The organism is Kitasatospora sp. NPDC001132 (assembly GCF_053598415.1).
On record NZ_JBSFKF010000006.1, the window covers coordinates 279080 to 299160 of the forward strand.

A 20081-nucleotide genomic window follows, 5' to 3' on the forward strand; every position below is an offset into this window, starting at 1 on the left:
CGCGGACGAGAACCTGCCGGTCAGCCTCTGGCTCTCCGACGGGATCACCACCGCGCCCTACCACCCCTACCCGCTCACCACCTCCTACCCGATCACGGCCGGGCGACCTGTCCCGATACCTGATGAGGAGGCGGTGCGCTTGCGGTGTCGAGTTCGATGGCGAGCAGTCCCGACTCCGATCCCACGCACAGCATCGTGTCGTCGAACGCCGTGAGGGTAGTGACGGTGACCCCGAGTGGCAGGGTCCGCAGCAGTGCCCCGGTGGCCGGGTGCCAGAGGCGCGCGGTGCGGTCATCACCGGCCGTGGCGAGGACGGTGTTCCCGTCGGGGAGGCGTACGACTGCGATCCCGCGAACGGGCAGGGTGTGGCCGGTCAGTGGGTGACTCGCCGGGCGGCCGGTGTAGGGGTTCCACAGGCGTGTGGTGCCGTCGTGGCCGGCGGTGGCGAGGAGGGTGGGTCGATTGGGCCGGGGCACTGCTGTCATTGCGTGTATTGCTCCGGTGTGGCCGGTGAGGCAGTGGAGAAGGTTGCCACTGGATGCGTCCCACAGGCGTACGGTCCGGTCCGCGCCCGCGGTAGCGAGAAGGGTGCGTCCGTTTGGCATGCGTATGGCTGTCACCGTGTGCACCGCGCCCCCGTGGCCGGTGAGCAGCTGATCGAGTAGTCGGCCGGTTTCGGGGTGCCAGAGGCGCATGGTGCGGTCGTCGCCGACGGTGACCAATCGGGCGTGTCCGTCGTGGTCTCGCACCGTGGCGATGGCGCGCACGGGCCCGGTGTGTCCGCGGAGAGGATGGCCGGCGGCGCGGCCGGTGGCGGCATCCCAGAGGCGGATTGTCCTGTCGATGCCGGCGGTGGCTATCAGAGTGCGTCCGTCGACGAGCGGTACGGCGGCAAGGGCGAGTACCGCCTCGGTGTGATTGGTGGGCAGGTCGGCGCGGCCGTGGCCGCTTTGGGCTTCCCACAAACACACTGTGCGTTCGTCGTGGCTGACGGTTGCCAGGAGCGTGGCCTGACCGGGCACCGTCACGGCTGTCACCGCCTGCAGCGCTCTCGTGCGTGCGGTTTTGGATGCGCTGCTTGCGGAAGGCCCCGTGGTCGGTGCCCAGAGGCGCACTGTGTGATCCGCGCTGCCGGTGGCGAGGAGGACGCGTCCGTCGGCGAGCGGTGCTGCGGCTACGGCGTGTACCGGCGCGGCGTGGCCGGTGAGGGGCCGCCCGCCGGAACGGCCGTTGGTCGCGTTCCAGAGGCGCACGGTGTCGTCCGTGCTGCCGGTGGCGAGGAGGACGCGTCCGTCGGCGAGCGGTACGGCTGCTACTGCCCGTCGTCCATTGATGCCACTGCCCACCGGGGCGCCCGTGTTCGGATCCCACAGGCCCTTGGCGCGGCCGCTCCCGATGGTGGCGAGGAGTGTCCGTCCGTCGGCCAACCGCACCGCTGTCAGCGCGTGCACTTCGTTGGGATGCGCGGTGTACGCCTTTCCCACCTGGCGCCTGGTGGTCGGATCCCAGAGCCGCACCATCCGGTCGGCGCCTGCCGTTGCCAGGAGAGTACGGCCGTCTGCCAGCGGTACCGCCACCATGGCGCGCACGGCATTGGTGTGTGCGGCGAATGCCTCTCCCGCTTCCTGTCGGGTGGTCGGATCCCACAGCCGCACCATCCGATCCTCACCGACGGTAGCGAGCAGAGCCGGCCCGTTCGCCGGCCGGATAGCCGTCAGAGCGTGCACCACCCCGGCATGTTTGGTCGACACCTCTCCCACCAGCCGTCCCGGGACGGTGGGATCCCACAGACGCACCACCCGGTCGCGGCCGGTGGTCGCCAGAAGAGTGCGCCCGTCCGCCAGCGGTATCCCCACGAGCGCGTGGACCTCGTGGCGATGTGCGGCGAACGGCTCTCCCACCGGGCGCCCGGTGGCCAGATCCCACAGCCGCACCATCCGGTCGGCACCTGCGCTGGCCAGAAGCGTGCGCCCGTCTGCCAGTTGAAGCGCCACCAGCGCTCGCACGGTGCCGGTGTGCCCGCTGAGCGTGATGTGGAGGTGGGTGGCGGGAAGATGGGTCCAGCGAACGGCCCAAGGCGATCGAGGGGCACGGGGAGGAAGCTCGCCGGTGAGACGCGCCGTTGTCAGCGCCCTGACGGCGGAGCGGTCTTCGGGGAGAACCCGGGCCAGGAGGTGGTGCGCGCCGAGGGTCGCGGCGACGGGTGGCGGAAGGTCGGCGCGGCCGTACGCCGTGCGCAGCGCTTCAGCGGCGACGGCGCTGGGGTCCAGGTGGTCCAGGACTCGGATGTGACGCGCCAACGCCTCCCACGCAGTGGCCCCGCCGAGTGCCGCGTGGGTGGCCAGGTGCTGGACGAGGTAGGCGTTCGGCGCCGACGCGGACAGGTGGGCATCGGCCTGTGCGGCAAGGCGCTTGGTGATGAGGTCGTGGCGGTGGTCGTGGACCGAGGGCCGAGCGAAGTGCTCGGCGAACGTGCGGTGGGCGAGCCGGTAGACGCTTTGGCCCGATTCGGTGTCGAGCATCAGGTAGGGGGCGGCGCTCTTGGTCAGTGCCTCGATGTCGGCGTCGGATATGGGGATGCCGTCGGCTTCGTCGTGGAGGGCGGCGGCGACGGTGGCCCAGACCCCGTCATGCACAGGGAGTCCGCGCCCTTGGGCGAGGCCCAGGGCTTCGAGCAGTGGGCGGTTGGACGGGGTCAACGCGGCGAGTCGCTCGACGGCACGGCGGAAGAGCTGCCGGTGGTCGCTGTCGAGAAGGCTTTCCAGGTCATCCAGGCTGCGGGCCTGGATGATTTCGTGCACGGCGAGGCGAGCGTAGAGGAATTCCCGGTCGAGCGCGCCGATGGCGTGCGCCGCGCGGTCGATCTGCCCCCTGCTCCGCCTGAAGAACTCCGCGGCGTGCGGCGGCGGTCAGGCGTCGACGTACGTATCGGGTCATCGCGTCGCTGTCACGTCCTACGCGCACGACGGTGGCCGTGTCCTCCACGGCGCCCAGAGCGTCCAGGAGATACCGGTCGTCGGGCTGCGACAGGTCAGGGCCTTCACGCAGTGACCGGCGGGTCCCCACGATGACGCGGGTCATCGGCAGTGCGGCAAGCCGGCGCAGGATCCGGTCTGCTGTCGCCAGCGGTGAGTACGCTTCGTCGAGGGCGTCCACCAGCAGCGTGAACGGCTTGCCGCGTCCGCGCATGCCATTGATCAACCAGTCGCTCTGAACGTTCAGTTCCTCACTGGCAGGCGGGGCCTCGAGTCCGGCCGCTCGGGCGATCCGTACCACCAGGTCCTGAGGAGTGGCGCCGGCGAGGTGGACAACGGCGTGGAACGGGTCGCACGGCTGGGGCGAGGCGGCCGGGAGCGGTGTCAACTGGCCGGCCGCCTCAAGGACTCGCCGCAGTTCGGGCTGGGTGTGTACGAGAACGTGTCCGAGCAGTGCGGACTTGCCCGAGCCCGCTGCTCCGGTGATCACGAGCAGGCCCCTGCGCGCGGTGTCGAGCCAGGTGAGAATCTGGTGGCGTTCTTCTTGCCGACCCTCGAAGTACCAGGCTTGTTCGCCGAGTTCGGCACCGCTGGCTTTGGGGACGAAGTGGCGTCGTTCGTCATCGGAAAGCTTGTCCAGGACGGTTTCGATCTCGGCCAGCTGGTCCAGCGACGTCTGAGTGAGCACGGGCACTCTGCGGTGGAGCATGGCGCGGCCCGGAACGGTTCTCACCTCCACCGGACATCCGTCGAGGTTCCGGCGGAGCTCTGTGGCAAGGCGCCACAGGTCGATGCTGTCGTCGGCACGGAAGGTCACGGTGAGGATGGTGGACAGGACCTTGCGGAACGTACCCAGGTTCGCGGTACCTTGCCCGGACGTGGCCACCAGCAGGAAGTTGCGCGCGCCGGCGGGGTCCCGGTTCACGTCCGCACTCATGAGCTCGACGAATCGGGCGGATTTGCAGGCGTCGATGATGACGATCGCCCATCCGTCCTTACCCTGACGATGCGCCTCGCGGGCGGTCAGGTGGCTCACCAGCTGTTGCGGGGTGATGCCGCTCGTGGCGAGGGGGCGGGGGCTGAGCGCATGAGCGAGCAGTGCCCTTTGGTCCCCGTCGCTCTCCCCGTGCCCGGTCCAGTACAGGATGGTGTCCCCGGCGCTCTGCGGCTCGGACCACTCCCTCAGCCGTCCGTCGACCGCGTCCAAGCCCCGGTCGATCTCCTCGACTTCCCAGTCACGGGTCTCGGCGCCGAACGGTGCGAGCAGTTCAGCGATGCCGGCGACCTCGGTCTCGGTGTCGAGCGGGGGGTGATCGCGGTACCGGCCGATGGCGACCGGGAAGAATTGCAGCGGTCTTTCGGCGTTCCCGCCGATGGCGGCATTCAGGCTGCGGTGTTCCACGGTGCGCGTCAGCTGTCGTCCGGTTCGACCGCCAGGACGAGCTGGGTGACCGGGGCATTGCCTCCGCTCTCGATCCGCAGCCGGTACAGCCCCGGCGCGGGCAGGGTCACTCGAGCGCCGACCGTATCGTCCTGCCAGCCGAAACGGGGCGTGGCGATCCGCCGGTCGGTCTCGGCGTCGTGGACGCTACAGGTGACGCCCGCGTGCGTGTCCGTACCCGTGAGCCACACGTTCCAGCCGGCCCCGGCTTCCACGGTATCCGGCACATCGAGTCCGATCTGACGATCGCCCATGGGCGGACCGAGAGGCTCGTCCGGAGAGGTGATCACATTCCGCACGTGACGGATGACGTCACTGTCCCTGGACATCGGACCGTGCTGCAGCGGGAGATGGGTGACCGCGGGGCCGCCGAGGGAACCGGAGTCGCGGTACACGGTCCCGTCCCCCGCCAGGTCGACGCGTTGCGGCACACCAGCGGCGTCACGAACCAATCGACCGTCGGAGTGCGTCCGGAAAGTGACGTACTGTGCGTGGACCACCCCCTCCTTCAACCTCATGCTCTGCACGGTCGGCTGAGCCACGCCGACGACGGCCCGGTGACCGGGCAGTGAGCGTCCGTTGAGGCGCATCCACTGCTGGAACTCCTGTGACCGGGCGGCGAGCTCCCTGTCGCCGCCGAGTGCCTCGATATCGCTCGGGGTGAGACGGCGTACCTCCCGGCCGTCGTCGACGCACCGGAAGCCCGGGAGCAGGTCGTGTACACCGGGCAGCGTGCTTGCCAGTGCCTGCATGCGGCGCCGGAGAAGCGCGCCCGGCCCCCGCGCGGCGCGACCGCCTTCGCCGCGGTGACCGTTGAGTATCACGGCAGCTTTGACCGCGCCGTGGAAGGGAGTGCCGAGGGTGATGACCGCGCGGGTGTCCGGTTCGAGATCAGGGGTGTGAGTCAACGCGGCCCGGGTCACCAGGCCGCCCATGGAGTGCGCGACGAAGACCAGCTGGGCCGGGCGTTCGTCGGCCCGAAGCCGCCGGATCCGGTCGTGGGCCGGATGCGCACGCCACGCGCTGAGGTGGCGGCGGGCGGCCTCGGCGAGGAGCGCCGCGTTGACGCCGACCGGCAGTCTCCAGTCGTAGGCGAACGCCAGTACCGCCTTGGGATGTGCGACGACCTCACCCACACCGCGCACCAGATCGGTATACGGCTCGAAACCCCGCAGAAACGGTGCCCAACCAACCCTCTCCAGCAGCCCGGTAGCCCGCACCCGGCCGAACCGGCCGTCCTGTTCGTCGGGTGTGAGGTGCAGGGGGAGCATCCCATCGGGCCTTAGCCAGGTATCCGCCATCGACTTGACGCCCAAGCCCCAAATCCGCGCACCTGTCACCGTGTCCTGCAGCGTGCTGCCCATGATCCCGGGCACCACGATCACGGCATCCTGGCTCGTGTCGCGGCCGACGGGCGGAACCGCCGCCCACAGCTCGTCGGATGCGCTGCGGGAGCCGCGTGGCAACTGTCGCGTCATGCCCCAAGACAATAGCCAACTACGCAAAGGAAGTTAGCGAGTTGCGCCGGTTGCCCATCGCCACGTCCGGCTCCGGCAGCGCCGCGAACGCCTGGGCCGTGTACGTCGGCTCCGGTTCCAGCCCCGTACGCGTGCGTCGCGGGGGTCTCGTCACCGGACGGGCGCGGGCTCCTCCGGCGCGTGGGTGCCGGTGGGCGTTTCGTCGGTGCCGACGATGGTGCCCCGGCGCTTGGAGATCCACACGGCGAGGACGACGACCGCCAGGGCCAGCAGGCCGATGGCCAGCCGGAGGCCCAGGTTGGCGTGCGCCCCGAAGCTGAGGTTGACGATCGCGGGCGCCACCAGGAGGGAGACCAGGTTCATCACCTTGAGAAGCGGGTTGATGGCTGGTCCGGCGGTGTCCTTGAAGGGGTCTCCCACCGTGTCGCCGATGACGGTGGCCGCGTGCGCGGGACTGCCCTTGCCGCCGTGGTGACCGTCCTCGATCAGCTTCTTGGCGTTGTCCCAGGCGCCGCCCGAGGTCGCCAGGAAGACGGCCATCAGGGTGCCCGCGCCGATCGCTCCGGCCAGGAAGGAGCCCAGCGGACCGACGCCGAGGAGGAAGCCGAGGGCGATCGGGGTCAGCACGGCGAGCAGGCCCGGGGTGACCAGTTCGCGCAGCGCGTCCCGGGTGCAGATGTCCACCACACGGCCGTACTCGGGCCGCTCGGTGCCGTCCATGATGCCGGGCCGGGCCCGGAACTGGCGCCGGACCTCGAAGACGACCGCGCCGGCGGAGCGCGAGACGGCGTTGATCGCCAGGCCGGAGAAGAGGAAGACGACGGCTGCGCCGACCAGCAGACCGACCAGGTTGTCGGGCTGGTCGATGGCCAGGCTCAGGCTCGGTCCGTGGGCGGCCGGGCCGATCTGCGCCTCGGCGGTCGCGATGGTGTCGGTGTAGGAGCCGAACAGCGCGGTGGCGGCGAGCACCGCGGTGGCGATGGCGATGCCCTTGGTGGTCGCCTTGGTGGTGTTGCCGACGGCGTCCAGTTCGGTGAGCACCTGGGCGCCGGCGCCGGTGATGTCTCCGGACATCTCCGCGATGCCCTGGGCGTTGTCGGAGACCGGGCCGAAGGTGTCCATCGCGACGATCACACCGACGGTGGTCAGTAGTCCGGTCCCGGCCAGCGCGACCGCGAACAAGGACAGGATCAACGAGCCGCCGCCCAGCAGGAAGGCGCCGTAGACGGCGGCTCCGATGGCCACCGCGGAGTACACGGCCGATTCCAGGCCGAGCGCGACGCCGGAGAGCACCACGGTGGCCGGCCCGGTCAGCGAGGTCTTGCCCAGGTCCCGTACCGGGCGGCGGGTGGTCTCGGTGAAGTAGCCGGTCAGTTGCTGGATGACGGTGGCCAGCACGATCCCGATGGCCACCGCCACCAGGGCGAACACCCGCGGACTGCCCGCGTGCCGGGTGATCTCGGCAGGCACCCCGTGCAGTCCGGAGAAGCGGGCCGGCAGGAACGCGAACACCGCGCCGGCCACCAGGGCGAGGGACACCGCGGCGGAGACGAGGAAGCCGCGGTTGATGGCGGTCATCCCGCTGCGGTCCGTGCGCCGGGGGGAGACCGTCTCGATGCCCAGGACCGCCGTGAGCACCCCGATGGCGGGCACCACCAGGGGGAAGGTCAGCCCGTCGTCGCCGAAGGCGGACCTGCCCAGGATCAGCGCGGCGACCAGGGTCACGGCGTAGGACTCGAACAGGTCGGCCGCCATCCCCGCGCAGTCGCCCACGTTGTCACCCACGTTGTCGGCGATCGTCGCCGCGTTGCGGGGATCGTCCTCGGGGATCCCCTGCTCGACCTTGCCCACCAGGTCCGCACCCACGTCCGCGGCCTTGGTGAAGATCCCGCCGCCCACCCGCATGAACATCGCCAGCAACGCCGCACCGAAGCCGAAGCCCTCCAGCACCTTCGGCGCGTTCGCCTGGTAGATCAGCACCACCGTGGCCGCCCCCAGGAGACCCAGCCCCACCGTGAACATCCCCACCACTCCACCGGTACGGAAGGCGATCCGCATCGCCCGGTGCGACACCTCCCGCACGATCGATGCCGCCGTCGGTCCCTCCCAGGACTCGACGGCCGGGACGGGCGGCGTCCCCGCCCGGGCCGCCGCCGCCACCCGAACGTTGCTGCGCACCGCGAGCTGCATCCCGACGTACCCCGTCGTCGCCGAGAACGCCGCCCCGACCAGGAAGAACACCGAACGCCCGATCCGCTGCGCCCAGTCGTCCGCCGGCAACAGCAACAGCACGAAGGGCACCACACCGGCGAAGACGCCCAGGGTGCGGAACTGGCGCCTCAGGTAGGCGTCCGCGCCCTCCTGAACTGCCCCGGCGATCCGCCTCATCGTTTCGGTGCCCTCGTCCGCGGCCAGGACCTGGCGCGCAAGCGCCCAGGCCACCACCAGGGCTCCTGCCCCGATCACCGCGACGATCACCAGCAGCGTCCGGCCCGACCCGGTCAACTCGGGCCCGGCCGCAACGGATGCGCCCGCAACGGATGCGACCGCATGAAAGACCCCAGCCATGCCGTCCTCCTTGACGTCGTGCCTGGGCGCCAGGCGCGCGAATCAGCCGCCCGGGAACTTCAGACCGAGGCTAACCCCGGGGCCTGAAGGTCTCCACGGGGGTTAGGGCAATCGCGTACCCGGCGTGCGGCGGCGAATGACCCCCTTGCCCCAGTGACATCCGGAACCCCAGTGACATCCGGAACCCCGGTCACAGCAGCATCGCCTCGAACCGGAACTCGGGTGCGGTCAGTGGCAGCTCCGACCAGATGACCTTGCCGCGTGCCGTGTACCTGGTCCCCCATCGTTCGGCCAGCTGGGCCACCAGGAACAGGCCCCGGCCACCCTCGTCCGTGGTGTCCGCGTAGCGCAGGTGCGGGGCGGTACTGCTGCCGTCCGAGACCTCGCAGACCAGGCTGGTGTCGCGCAGCATGCGCACGCGGATGGGCTCGGTGCCGTAGCGGATGGCGTTGGTGACCAGTTCGCTGAGGATCAGCTCGGTGGTGAAGGTCAGTTCCTCCAGGTCCCAGGCGGCGAGCTGGTCGGTGCACGCGTTGCGGACGCGGGAGACGGCAGCGTAGTCGGCGGGTACGTCCCAGGTGGCCACCTGGTCGGGCGCGAGCAGTTGCGTGCGTGCGACGAGGAGTGCGATGTCGTCGCTCGGACTCGGCGGGGCCACCGCGTCGAACACGGCCCGGCAGATCTCCTCCGGGGACGCGTCCGCGTGGGCGTTCGCCAGGGAACGGCGCAGCGTGGCGAGTCCGGTCCCCAGGTCGCGGTCACGGCTGGTGACGAGTCCGTCGGTGTAGAGGACCAGAACGGCGCCGGGTGCCAGCTGGAGTTCGGTGGCTTCGAAGGGCAGGCCGCCCACGCCCAGTGGCGGCCCTGCGGGCAGGTCGACGAACTCCACGCCGCCGTCGGCGCGGACCAGTGCGGGCGGTGGGTGACCCGCCCGCGCCATGGTGCAGTGTCCGGAGACCGGGTCGTAGATCGCGTACAGGCAGGTGGCGCCCGTGACCGTCCGCTCGCCCTCACCCTCGTCCTGGCCCTCGACGTCGCCTTCTCCCGCCCCCTCCACGTCCGGGTCGAGCCGGGCGACCAGTTCGTCCAGGCGGGCGAGCAACTCGTCCGGGGGCAGGTCGAGGGCGGCGAAGTTGAGAACGGCTGTGCGCAGTCGGCCCATGGTCGCGGCGGCGTGCAGGCCGTGCCCGACGACGTCGCCGACGACCAGTGCCACGCGGAAACCGGGCAGCGGGATGACGTCGAACCAGTCCCCGCCGACCCTGTTCAGCGCCGGCAGGTAGCGGTAGGCCGTCTCCAGGGCGCTCTGCTCGGGCAGTCCCCGGGGCAGCAGACTGCGCTGCAGTGCCTCGGCCATCCGGCGCTCGCGGGTGTAACGGCGGGCGTTGTCGACGCAGATCACCGCGCGGGCGATCAGCTCCTCGGCGAAGGCGACATCCTCCGGCCCGAACGGCTCCGACCGCCCCGCACGCCAGAAGCTGACCGTGCCCAGGGGCTGGCCGCGTGCCTCCAGCGGCGCGGAGATCAGCGAGTGGACCCCGTACGCGAGGATCCGGTCGGCGGTCTGCGGGTCGCGTGCCCGCCACACGTGCGCCTGACGCAGGTCGGCAACCAGCGTGGCGCGCCCGCTCTCCATGGCAGTGGCCTCCGGCGTGCCGGGCAGCGGGCTGATCTGCGAACCCACCGGGTAGAACGGCCGGTCCTCGCGGATGCCGCCCGCGGCCACCCGGCGGATCCGCGGGCCTCCCGCGACGCCCGTGCCGGGGAGCGGCTCGTCACCGTGCAGCACCGCCTCGGCCAGCTCGACGGTGGCGAAGTCCGCGAACCTGGGAACCGTCACATCCGCCAGCTCCTGAGCGGTCCGCACGATGTCCAGGGTCGTGCCCACCCGCAGCCCGACGTCGTAGAGCAGCTGCAGCCGGCTCCGGGCCGCCTCGGCCTGCCCGGCCAGCGCCCGCAGCTCGGTGGTGTCCCGGATCGTCGCGACGCTGCCGGGCCCACCGCCGAACGGCGCCGTGGAGCGGTTGTTGACCGCGAGCAGTCGGTCCCCGGCCGGATGCACCTCATCGGTGGCGACCTGCCCGGACACCAGCAGCTCGGCCAGCCCCGGATCGAGCCCGAGCTCGGTGATCGGCCGCCCCTCCACCTCGGGCGGCAGCTTCAGCAGCCGCCGGGCCTCGTCGTTCGCCAGCAGCGCCCGCCCGTCCCCGCCGACGATCAGCACGCCCTCGCGCACAGCGTGCAGCACCGCGTCGTGGTGCTCGTACATCCGCGTCATCTCGGCCGGGCCCAGGCCGTGGGTCTGGCGGCGCAACCGCCGGCGCACCAGCACCGCCCCGCCCGTGCCCACGGCGAGCGCGGCGGCCGCACCGCCGAACAGCACCGGCAACTGGCTACTCACCGCACTGCTCACGTGCGCGACGGTGTAGCCGACCTGGACCAGGCCGGCGGCCGAGCCGTCCGGCCTGGTGACCGGCGCGCTGCTTTCCACGACCCGTCCGATGGGCGCGATGAAGCTGGTGGTGATCGGCCCGTTGAGGGCCTGCTCGTACGGGCCGATGAGGTGCTTCCCGATCAGCTCGGGCTGGGCGGTCTGCGCGTAGCGCTTCCCGTCGGGGCCGGCGACCGCGACGTAGTCGAAGCCGCCCTTGTTCGCGACGGCCAGGGCCAGCGGCTGCAGCACCGCGGTCGGGTCGGCGCTGTCCAGAGCGGCCGCCACCGTGGGGGCCTGCGCCATGGTGACGGCCGCGGCGCGCGTGCGGTGCACGGCGTCACTCGTGGCGTTGCCGCGGGCCTGCAGGACGAGCGCCGTCAACCCGGCACCTACCAGCAGCACCACGACGACCAACAGCCACAGGAACACCTGCCCGGCGACACTGTGCGTCCCCAGCTTCGAGCGTGACCGCCCCCCGGCGGACCGGTACTCCCCCGGTCCGCCAGGTTCCGTCCCCCCGTTGGCGTGGCTGTCCGCTCTGTGCATGCAGGCCGTCCCCGCGTATCCGGCTCCCTCCTCCACGCTGCCACCCAGCCCGGCGGTGCGCACGCCCGAAGCCGCCGGAGAGCCGAACGAACCGCCGGCGGGTTGGTGCCCCGGAGCCGTCCGCGGTGTTCCGCCAGGTCGTCCGGTAGCGGTGCTCCGGGCGGCCGGTGGTGCCGTACCCAAGCTCCAGGCCGACCGGTCCCCCGGTAGTTGAGTACCGGATCACCTGCGGCAACCAGGGCGATGGCACACTCCAGGCACCACGGTCGCGGAGGATTCACGTCCCGGTCCTCGATGGCCGCCTCCCCTGTGCGGCACTCGGCGCAGAGTGGCATGCCGTCGGCCCTCCTTGCTTGCCCAGGCCCAGGTCGAGCCGCACTGGGTGCAGCCCCACCTGCCGTCCGTGGTCTGGTGGGTGGCTCCCGACCCGCGGACCGGGCACGCCACGGCGGCGGAGCTCGACCCCGGCCGGTTCCCCTGGCGACATGAACTCCTGACCCGACCGGTCCTCACCCGCCGTCGTGACCTCCGCGTCCATCACATCGAGCGACAGCATGAACGGTCGACCGCCTTCCGCGCCGCGGTCGCCGCCGCGCCGGTCTCGACGCGCAGGTGCCGACCTGCCCCGGGTGGACGCTGTTCGATCTGGTGCAGCACCTGGGTGGGGAGACCGTTTCTGGGCCGCCGCCGTCGGCGCGGGACCTGCCGACCCTCCCCCGGCCGAGGCCCCCGCTGCGCGCGCCGCTCTGGAAGTGCCGCGGGAGCGTGAGGCCCTGCCGGCCTGGCCGGCCGCGTCGACGCAGCTTCTGCCGAGCGCCCTGCGCGAGGCGGGACCGGAGAGCGGTTGCTGGACGTGGTGGCCCGCGCCGCAGTCACCGCAGACGTCCGGCGGTGTCGCCCGGCACCGGGCCCAGGAGACCGCGGTGCACACGTACGACGCCCAGCTCAGCGGGGGCGCCCCGCAGCCGCTGCCGGTCGAGGTGGCACTCGACGGTGTGGAGGAGTTCCTGTTCACCGTCTGCGCAACGCCGAGTGCCCGACTGCCGCCGAGCGCCGTCCGCAGCTCATCGAGGCGGCCATCGACCTCATGTCCCGGAAGGGCTTCGCCGCCGGAAGCACGCGGGCGATCGCTGCCGAGCTGGGGGTGTCCCGGAGTGCGACGATCGCGTCCGTCAGTCGCGAAGGGCGTCGTGCACGATCCGCCCGTCCATGACGGTGAGGACGACGGGCATCGCCGGGATGTCACGCGGGTCGGCGCCGAGCAGGTCCCCGTCGAGCACGCACAGGTCGGCGACCTTGCCCGGCTCCAGGGAACCCTTCCAGTCGTCGGCGAAGTCCTGCCAGGCCGCGTCGACCGTGTAGGTGCGCAGCGCCTCGGCGAGGCCGATGCGCTGCTCCGGGCCGCTCACCCGGCGGGCGGCCTTGGACTCGCGCAGCATCATGGTGGCGAGGCCCTGGCGCCAGTCGGGGTGTGTGACGGGGGCGTCGGAACCGCTGGCGACCCGCACACCGGCGTCGATGGCGTCGCGGTAGGGCCACGCGTAGGCGGCCCGTTCGGCGCCGACGAACTCCTCCTCCATGTCGGCGACGGTCCACTTGATGGTGGGGTTCATGTTGACGCCGAAGCCGTGTGCGGCCAGTACCCGCATGCTGTGCGCGGTGAGGAAGTCGCCGTGGATGACGTAGTGGCGGGCGTCGGGCCGCGGGTACTCGGCCACGGCCGCGGCGAAGGCGTCCGCGACGGTGTCGATGGCCCGGTCGCCGGTGACGTGGACGCCCAACTGGTGCCCGGCGCTGTGGGCGAGCCGGATCATGGCCGCGATCCCGGCGGTGCGCTCGGTGTCGGTGTCGCCGCCGACGCACAGCGAACCGCAGCCGCCGCCGACGTACGGCTCGTGCATCCAGGCCGTCTTGTTGGGCACGACGCCGTCGGCGAAGACCTTGACCCCGTGGACCGCGAGGCGGCGCGGATCCGCGTCGCCGGGTCCGCCGCCGAGGTCCGCGAGGCCGCGGGCGAACTCCTCGGTGGTGCTCGCCATCCCGGTCGGCAGGAGCAGGACGCCGACGCGGGCGGTCAGTTCACCGTCGGCCAGCAGTTCGCGGTAGACGTCGAGGGTCTCCGCCCCGAGCGCGCCCCGCATGATGCCCTCGCCGCCCGGGCCGAGCCCCGGCTCGGTGTAGCTGGTCACGCCGAGCCGGGCGAGGGTGGCGAGGGTCGCCCTGATCGCGTCGGTCCGCTCCTGCCGGCTGAGCGGCGGCAGCGCGTTCTGGACGAAGTCCTGCGCCCCCTCGTGCAGCAGCCCGGTCGGCTCCCCCGCCTCGTCCACGACGATGGCTCCGCCGGGCGGCGCGACGGTGTGCCGGTCGATCCCGATGAGCTCCAGGGCCTTGGAGTTGACCCATGTCGCGTGTCCGGAGAAGGAGTACAGCACGACCGGGTGGTCCGGGCTGACGGCGTCGAGGTCGTGCCGCGAGGGCTGCCGCGACGGCTCCAGGAGGCACTCGTCGAGAAAGCCGGTGTCCCAACCGTGCCCGGTGATCCACTGCCCGGCCGGGGCCAGGCCGGCCGCCTCCCGTACCGCCTCGGCCACGTCCCCGAGCGAGGACACCGCGGGGTGGCCGAGGTCGAGGGAGAGCGGCGGCGTCGCCATACCGAAGGCGCACCCGTGCAGGTGGGAATCGTTGATGCCGGGCAGCAGGGTCGCCCCCCGCAGATCGACAACCCGGGTACGGGGCCCGACGAGCGGGGCGACGTCGTCCCGCCGACCGACGGCGCTGATGACCCCGCCGGTCACCGCCAGGGCCTCGGCGACGGAGAAGTCCGCATCGACCGTGACCACCCGTCCGTTGAGAAACACCAGATCCGCGTGCGTGCCCATGGAAAGCCCTTTCAGGAACCGGGCGCACCGCGGCCAACCCACGAACGCCCTCCCGAGGACTATCGCCGCGCACCCGACCACGGCACATCGGTCATCCCACCGATACGGCGGCCCGGGGGGGAGGGCGCGGGCGCTGGCGCTGGGCTCGCGGGGTGGGGTGGGGCGTCCGTCCGGGGCCGCCGGATGCCCACGCAACCTGGGGCGCACCGTCGGGCCCGTCGTGTCGACCCGGCGAGGCGGGTGACGGGAGCTGGGCTTGGGCGGCGTAGGGCAGGAACTATCCCCGCGCGTGCGGGGCCGACGGACTCGATGTCCTGGGACGCGACCGGATCGAGCGTGGAACTATCCCCGCGCGTGCGGGGCCGACTTCCGCATTGGGTCCATAGAGCCGTTCCCATCGGAACTATCCCCGCGCTCGCGGGGGCTGCTCCGGCCTCAAGGACGACCGGTGGGCAATCGGTGGGTCGGCCCCGCGCGCTCGCGGGGTTGCTCGTCGTGCGGCGTGCCCGCGGCGCAGCGGCGCCGCGCGGCTTGGCGGGAAGCCGCTGCCGCCGGTGCTGCGGGATTCCGCCGGCGAGGGGAGGTGCGGCTTCCGGGGCTGAACTGCGGGGCCCCGGTGGTCCGAGGGGCGCGCGGCCGACAGGATGGGGAAGCAGCTCGCATCCGGTTGAGGCCATTCCGGCGGATTCGGATGGCAGTCCTGTGGCGAACCAACACCGTTCCCTCACTCGTCGGTGGAATTGCCAGTGGCACCGCCGCGCGAGGGATTCTCCGGAAATTCAAGATCCTTGTAAAACAAGAGAGTTGACCTTTCTTCGGCTGTACTGTGGAGTGGAACATGACGCTCTGGCCGGTGTCGTGTGCCCCCGCGTGGGGCCGGTCGGCCGTGGCTGCCATCGGCGCGAAGGGGGAAGCTTCCTGATGGCATACGCGAAGGGTTATGACGTCTCCGACTTCCAGTCGGGTATTCCGGGGGATGCGGACTTCGTCTTCATCAAGGCCACCGAGGGCGGGCACACCGAGCAGTCGGGGTACGCCTCCAAGGTCGCGGACGCGCGGGGGCGGGGCCTGGTGGTCGGGCACTACCACTTCCTGCACGTGGAGAATCCGGTCGACGGCGAGGTGGAGCACTTCTGCCGGGTGGTGGGGTGGATCCCCGCGGGTGAGTTGCTGGTGCTGGACTTCGAGCCGTACGGGCAGTCGGTCGGCGACGGGGACGCGACGGCGGCGAAGAACCAGTGGTTGGCGGCGGTCAAGCAGCGCTACCCGGACCACCTGGTCGGGCTCTACACCAACCGGGACTACTGGTTCCGGACCGACGACAACGCGGGCGACTTCCTGTGGATCGCGGACTACGTGTCCGCGGGTTCGCCGCGCATCCAGGCGTCCTGGCGCTTCCACCAGTACACCGACGACCCGCTCGACACCAACGTGTTCAACGGCTCGCTGGACGAGCTGAAGGCGTGGGCCGGGGCCGGCCAGGCCCCGGCGCCCGAGCCGCCCACGCCGGCGCCGGACCCCGTGCCGCAGCAGTCCGACTGGCCGGGGCTGCAGCTGGTGAGCCGCGACCAGTGGGGCGCGCGGGCCTGGCGCGAGCCCAACGGTTCGATCCCGTACGCCGGTCCGCGCGCCGGGGTGAAGGTGCACTACCTGGGCACGGCGTACACCTTCGCCGCCCACGACTCCTGCCCGGCCTACGTCCGGCGCCTCCAGGCGTCGCACATGGACGACGACGGCTGGTCGGACATCGGCTACAGCTTCGTGGTCTGCGAGCACGGCGTCGTGTTCGAGGGCCGGGGCCTGAACCGGCGCAACAGTGCCAACGGGGACGTGCCGCTCAACGAGGCGCACTACGCGGTGTGCGGACTGGTCGGCTCCTCCGGGTCGACCGAGCCGACCCCGGAGCAGCTCAACGGGCTGCGGGACGCCATCGAGTACTGCCAGCGGCAGGGCCCGGCCGGTCCGGAGATCAAGGGGCACCGGGACGGCTACTCGACCGACTGCCCCGGCCCGGCGCTGTACGCCTGGGTGACGTCGGGTGCGCCGCGCCCGTCCGGGACGGTGGTCACCACGCCCCAGCGGCCGGCGCCGCAGCCGGACCCGACCCCGGCCCGGTACCAGAAGAGCGTCGGCGGGCTGGCGTACGGCTACGGCGCGCACGGTCCGCAGGTCACCCTCGTCGGCGAGGCGCTGTCGGCGGCGGGCTTCGGCTCGCACTACAGCCAGGGCCCCGGCCCGGACTGGACCGACGCCGACACCCTCAACTACGCCGACTACCAGCGCAGTCTGGGCTACTCCGGCGGGGACGCGGACGGCGTGCCCGGCGAGGCCTCGCTGCGCCGGCTGCTCGGCGGAGCGGTCCCGCTGGCCCAGGTGTCGAAGTCGAACGTGGTCGCGGCGGCCCGCCAGGACCCGGACGCGCCCCAGGGCGCCACCACCCACGCGGACGACGTGTACACGGTGGAGCGGGCCCTCGTCGCCGAGGGGCTGCTCGACCGGCAGTGGGCCGACGGCTCGTTCGGCACCAGGACCATCGACGCCTACTCCGCCCTCCAGCGCCGGTACGGGTACAGCGGGCAGCAGGCGGACGGCATCCCCGGCATCAACTCGCTGACCCGGCTCGGCCAGGCGCACGGCTTCACGGTCGCCGACTGACGTCGGTCGAGGAGGACCGATGTACCAACTCGCCCTGTCCCTGTGGCGCACGTGCGTGCCCTACGTCGTCGCCTTCCTCGTGGTGCAGGCCGCGCGGCTCGGCATCCACCTGGACAACGCCTCCGCCACCTCCGCCCTGGTCACCGGCTTCGGCACGGCCTACTACGCGGCGTTCCGGTTCCTGGAGCACCGGTTCGGCGCGTCCTGGGGCTGGTTCCTGGGGGCCGCGCGGCCGCCCTCCTACCAGACGACGGCCCCCGGATCGGGCCCAGGGGCGGCCCCCAAGCCGGACCCCGCGCCGGCTCCCGCGCCGACAACCGCGCCGGCGGCGGGCACTCCGCCGGTCGTGCCCGAGCCCACGCCCGCGTCGACACCCGCACCCGTGCAGGCACCCGCGCCGCCCGAACCGGCACCGCCCGCCCCGACACCCGCGCCGACGGATCCCCCGGCGGCCAGACCCGACTACCGGAACCTTCCCGAGGGCGGCTGACCCGCCGCACCGGGCATCGACAGGGGGCGCGAAGTCGCCAATTGTGCGCCCCCTGCCAATTGGTGCAGTAATACAATTTGCCTTTCCTGTTCGGGTCTTGACGCCCAGTCACCCGAATATGAGACTGAGCCTGCCACCAATGCATCGGGACCGTGCGGCGTGCCCGCAATCCGGTTCGAGTCACTTTCCCGGGTCCCTTGATGCACGAAGTGAACGGAGGGGGAATTTGCCGACGACACCGACCTACCCGGGCGTCTACATCGAAGAGCTTCCCAGCGGCGTCCGTACCATCACCGCGGTGAGCACCTCGGTGACCGCCTTCGTCGGGGCGACCCGGCGCGGCCCGCTCGACCAGCCCGTCACCGTCACCAGTTTCGCGGACTTCGAGCGCCGCTTCGGCGGGCTCGCGAGCCAGAGCCCGGTCAGCTACGCCGTCCAGCAGTTCTTCCTCAACGGGGGCTCGGTCGGCGTCGTCGTCCGGGTCGCGGCGGCCGGTACCGGCGCCGCCGCGGGCGTCACGCTCCAGTCGACCCAGACCTCCACCGCCACCCCCGCCCTGGAGGTCACGGCCGTCGAGCCGGGGCTCTGGGGAGCGGGGCTGCGGGTCGCCGTGGACTACCGGACGCCGACCCCGGCCGAGACCTTCAACCTCCAGGTCTTCGACACCTCGGGCGCCGTCCGGGAGTCCTTCACCGACCTGTCGGTCCGGGACACCAGCCCCCGGTTCGCCGAGACGGTGGTGAACGACGGTTCGACGGTCGTCCGGGTGAAGGTCCTGGCGGGGAGCCGGCCGGACCCGGTGGGCACCGTCTCCAAGCCGTTCGCGGCCGCCCTGCCGGACCTCACCCACGAGATCCAGGTCAAGATCGGCGACGTGTCCCGGACGGTCCGGATCCACGACCCGGCCGTGGACGGCGCCGCGCCGACCACCGTCCCCGAACTCGCCCTGCTGCTGGAACGCAAGCTGCGCGCGCTGCCCGACGCCCCGGGCAGCCGGGTCTTCGCGGGCACCCGGGTGACCGTGTTCGGCCGGCAGCTCCAGGTCGTCGCCGGCTCCACCGATCCGGCCGACGTGGTCCGCTTCCTCGGCGAGGCCGCCAACAACCTCGGCTTGGAGGGCTCGGTCAGCCCGCCGGTCCTGGCCCTCGCCGGCGGCCAGGACGGCGGAGCCCCCGGCCTGACCGACCTGATCGGCAGCGAGGCGGCCAAGACCGGCATCCAGGCCCTGCGCGACGTGCAGGACGTCAACCTGCTGGTGCTGCCGGAACTGGCCGGCTACACCGACGTCGACGACGCCGTCACGGTCGTCTCGGCCGCCCAGGCGCTCTGCGCGGAGAAGCGAATGTTCCTGATCGTCGACTCGCCGCAGGCGTGGACCACGCTGGACGCCGCCCGGACGGGCCTGTCCGCCTTCGACTCGGTGCGCAGCGACCACGCGGCGCTCTACTTCCCGCACCTGGAGCTGGTCGACCCGCTCACCGGCCGGCTGCGCAGCTTCCCGCCGTCGGGCACCATCGCCGGCGTGATGGCCCGCACCGACGGCCAGCGGGGCGTGTGGAAGGCGCCCGCGGGCACCGAGGCCGGCCTGCCCGGGGTGCGCGCGCTGACCGTCCCGCTGACGGACCGGGAGAACGGCCTGCTGAACCCGCTCGCGGTGAACTGCCTGCGGACGTTCCCGGTGGTGGGCCCGGTGGTGTGGGGTGCCCGGACGATGGCCGGCGCCGACGTGCTCGGCTCGCAGTGGAAGTACGTCCCGGTGCGACGCCTCGCGCTGATGCTGGAGGAGAGCCTCTACCGCGGTACCAAGTGGGTCGTGTTCGAGCCCAACGACGAGCGGCTGTGGGCGCAGATCCGGCTGAACGTGGGCGCGTTCCTGCACTCGCTGTTCCAGCAGGGCGCGTTCCAGGGCACGTCCGCGCGCTCGGCCTACTTCGTGAAGTGCGACAGGGACACCACCACGCAGGACGACGTCAATCGCGGTGTGGTGAACGTCGTGGTCGGATTCGCGCCCCTCAAGCCGGCGGAATTCGTGATCGTCAAGATCGAGCAGCTCGCCGGACAGTTCGAGGTTTAGGATCTCCATGGTCGAGTTCACCGTCAATCCGCACCGGTTCGACCCCTACAAGAACTTCAAGTTCCTGGTGGTCTGGGACGGCCGGGTCGTCGCCGGGGTCAGCAAGGTCAGCCCGCTCAAGCGCACCACCGAGGTGGTGAAGCACCGCAGCGGGGGCGATCCGAGCGCGCCGCGGAAGTCGCCGGGCCGCACCGACTTCGAGGCGGTCACCCTGGAGCGCGGCGTCACCCACGACCCGGAGTTCGACCGCTGGGCCAACAAGGTCTGGATGGTCGGCGCGGGCCGCGGGGCGGAGGTCTCGCTCCGGGACTTCCGCAAGGACCTGGTGATCCAGGTGCTCAACGAGGCCGGACAGGTGGCGGTCGCCCACAAGCTGTACCGCGCCTGGCCGAGTGAGTACCAGGTGCTCGGCGAACTGGACGCCAACGCCAACGCGGTGGCGATCCAGAGCCTCAAACTGGAGGTGGAGGGCTGGGAGCGGGACGACGAGACGCCCGAACCGGAAGAACCGTCGTTCCAGCAGCCGGCCTGAGCGGGGACC

10 protein-coding genes and 2 pseudogenes are annotated in these 20081 nt (G+C 71.8%); 6 read left to right on the plus strand and 6 right to left on the minus strand.

Annotated features, from left to right (window positions below):
- Nucleotides 1-92: 92 nt before the first annotated feature.
- From ACWDBE_RS11395 to ACWDBE_RS11415, 5 genes are all read right to left on the minus strand, one after another.
- A complete protein-coding gene (locus tag ACWDBE_RS11395; RefSeq protein WP_449807814.1) occupies nucleotides 93-2801 on the minus strand; it encodes a WD40 repeat domain-containing protein in 2709 nt (902 codons plus the stop codon).
- The gene (locus ACWDBE_RS11400) at nucleotides 2767-4377 is read right to left on the minus strand and encodes an AAA family ATPase (protein ID WP_449807815.1); all 1611 of its coding nucleotides are present in this window, start codon (nucleotides 4375-4377) and stop codon (nucleotides 2767-2769) included. The genes ACWDBE_RS11395 and ACWDBE_RS11400 overlap by 35 nt, the downstream gene beginning before the upstream one ends.
- A gap of 8 nt (nucleotides 4378-4385) precedes the next feature.
- Complete coding sequence (locus tag ACWDBE_RS11405; protein ID WP_449807816.1) at nucleotides 4386-5894, minus strand: esterase/lipase family protein; 1509 nt, start codon at nucleotides 5892-5894, stop codon at nucleotides 4386-4388.
- Nucleotides 5895-6044: 150 nt separating this feature from the next.
- Complete coding sequence (locus ACWDBE_RS11410) at nucleotides 6045-8462, minus strand: sodium-translocating pyrophosphatase (RefSeq protein WP_449807817.1); 2418 nt, start codon at nucleotides 8460-8462, stop codon at nucleotides 6045-6047.
- Nucleotides 8463-8652: 190 nt separating this feature from the next.
- Nucleotides 8653-11442 carry a SpoIIE family protein phosphatase gene (locus ACWDBE_RS11415; protein ID WP_449791699.1) on the minus strand — a complete coding sequence of 930 codons (2790 nt, stop codon included), beginning with the start codon at nucleotides 11440-11442 and terminating at the stop codon, nucleotides 8653-8655.
- 541 nt (nucleotides 11443-11983) lie between these two features.
- On the opposite strand from ACWDBE_RS11415, the pseudogene ACWDBE_RS11420 reads away from it, so the two are divergent.
- Both ACWDBE_RS11420 and ACWDBE_RS11425 read left to right on the plus strand, forming a co-directional pair.
- Nucleotides 11984-12479 (plus strand): annotated as a pseudogene (locus ACWDBE_RS11420) (maleylpyruvate isomerase N-terminal domain-containing protein); the annotation flags it as partial.
- Nucleotides 12461-12598 (plus strand): annotated as a pseudogene (locus tag ACWDBE_RS11425) (TetR family transcriptional regulator); the annotation flags it as partial. The pseudogenes ACWDBE_RS11420 and ACWDBE_RS11425, both read left to right, overlap by 19 nt.
- A gap of 16 nt (nucleotides 12599-12614) precedes the next feature.
- Here ACWDBE_RS11425 and ACWDBE_RS11430 read toward each other — a convergent pair.
- Nucleotides 12615-14321 (minus strand): amidohydrolase, encoded by a 1707-nt coding sequence (locus ACWDBE_RS11430; RefSeq protein ID WP_449807818.1) that lies wholly within the window; start codon nucleotides 14319-14321, stop codon nucleotides 12615-12617.
- A 921-nt stretch (nucleotides 14322-15242) separates the two neighbouring features.
- Between ACWDBE_RS11430 and ACWDBE_RS11435 the strand changes: the two genes are divergently transcribed.
- The 4 genes from ACWDBE_RS11435 (at nucleotide 15243) to ACWDBE_RS11450 (ending at nucleotide 20072) form a co-directional block, all read left to right on the plus strand.
- On the plus strand, nucleotides 15243-16976 hold the full coding sequence (locus ACWDBE_RS11435) for a peptidoglycan-binding protein (protein ID WP_449791697.1): 1734 nt from the start codon (nucleotides 15243-15245) through the stop codon (nucleotides 16974-16976).
- A gap of 19 nt (nucleotides 16977-16995) precedes the next feature.
- On the plus strand, nucleotides 16996-17466 hold the full coding sequence (locus tag ACWDBE_RS11440) for a hypothetical protein (protein WP_449807819.1): 471 nt from the start codon (nucleotides 16996-16998) through the stop codon (nucleotides 17464-17466).
- Nucleotides 17467-17692: 226 nt separating this feature from the next.
- Nucleotides 17693-19540, plus strand: a complete 1848-nt coding sequence (locus ACWDBE_RS11445; RefSeq protein WP_449791695.1) for a phage tail sheath family protein — start codon at nucleotides 17693-17695, stop codon at nucleotides 19538-19540.
- Nucleotides 19541-19547: 7 nt separating this feature from the next.
- A complete protein-coding gene (locus ACWDBE_RS11450) occupies nucleotides 19548-20072 on the plus strand; it encodes a phage tail protein (protein WP_392870870.1) in 525 nt (174 codons plus the stop codon).
- Nucleotides 20073-20081 lie beyond the last annotated feature (9 nt).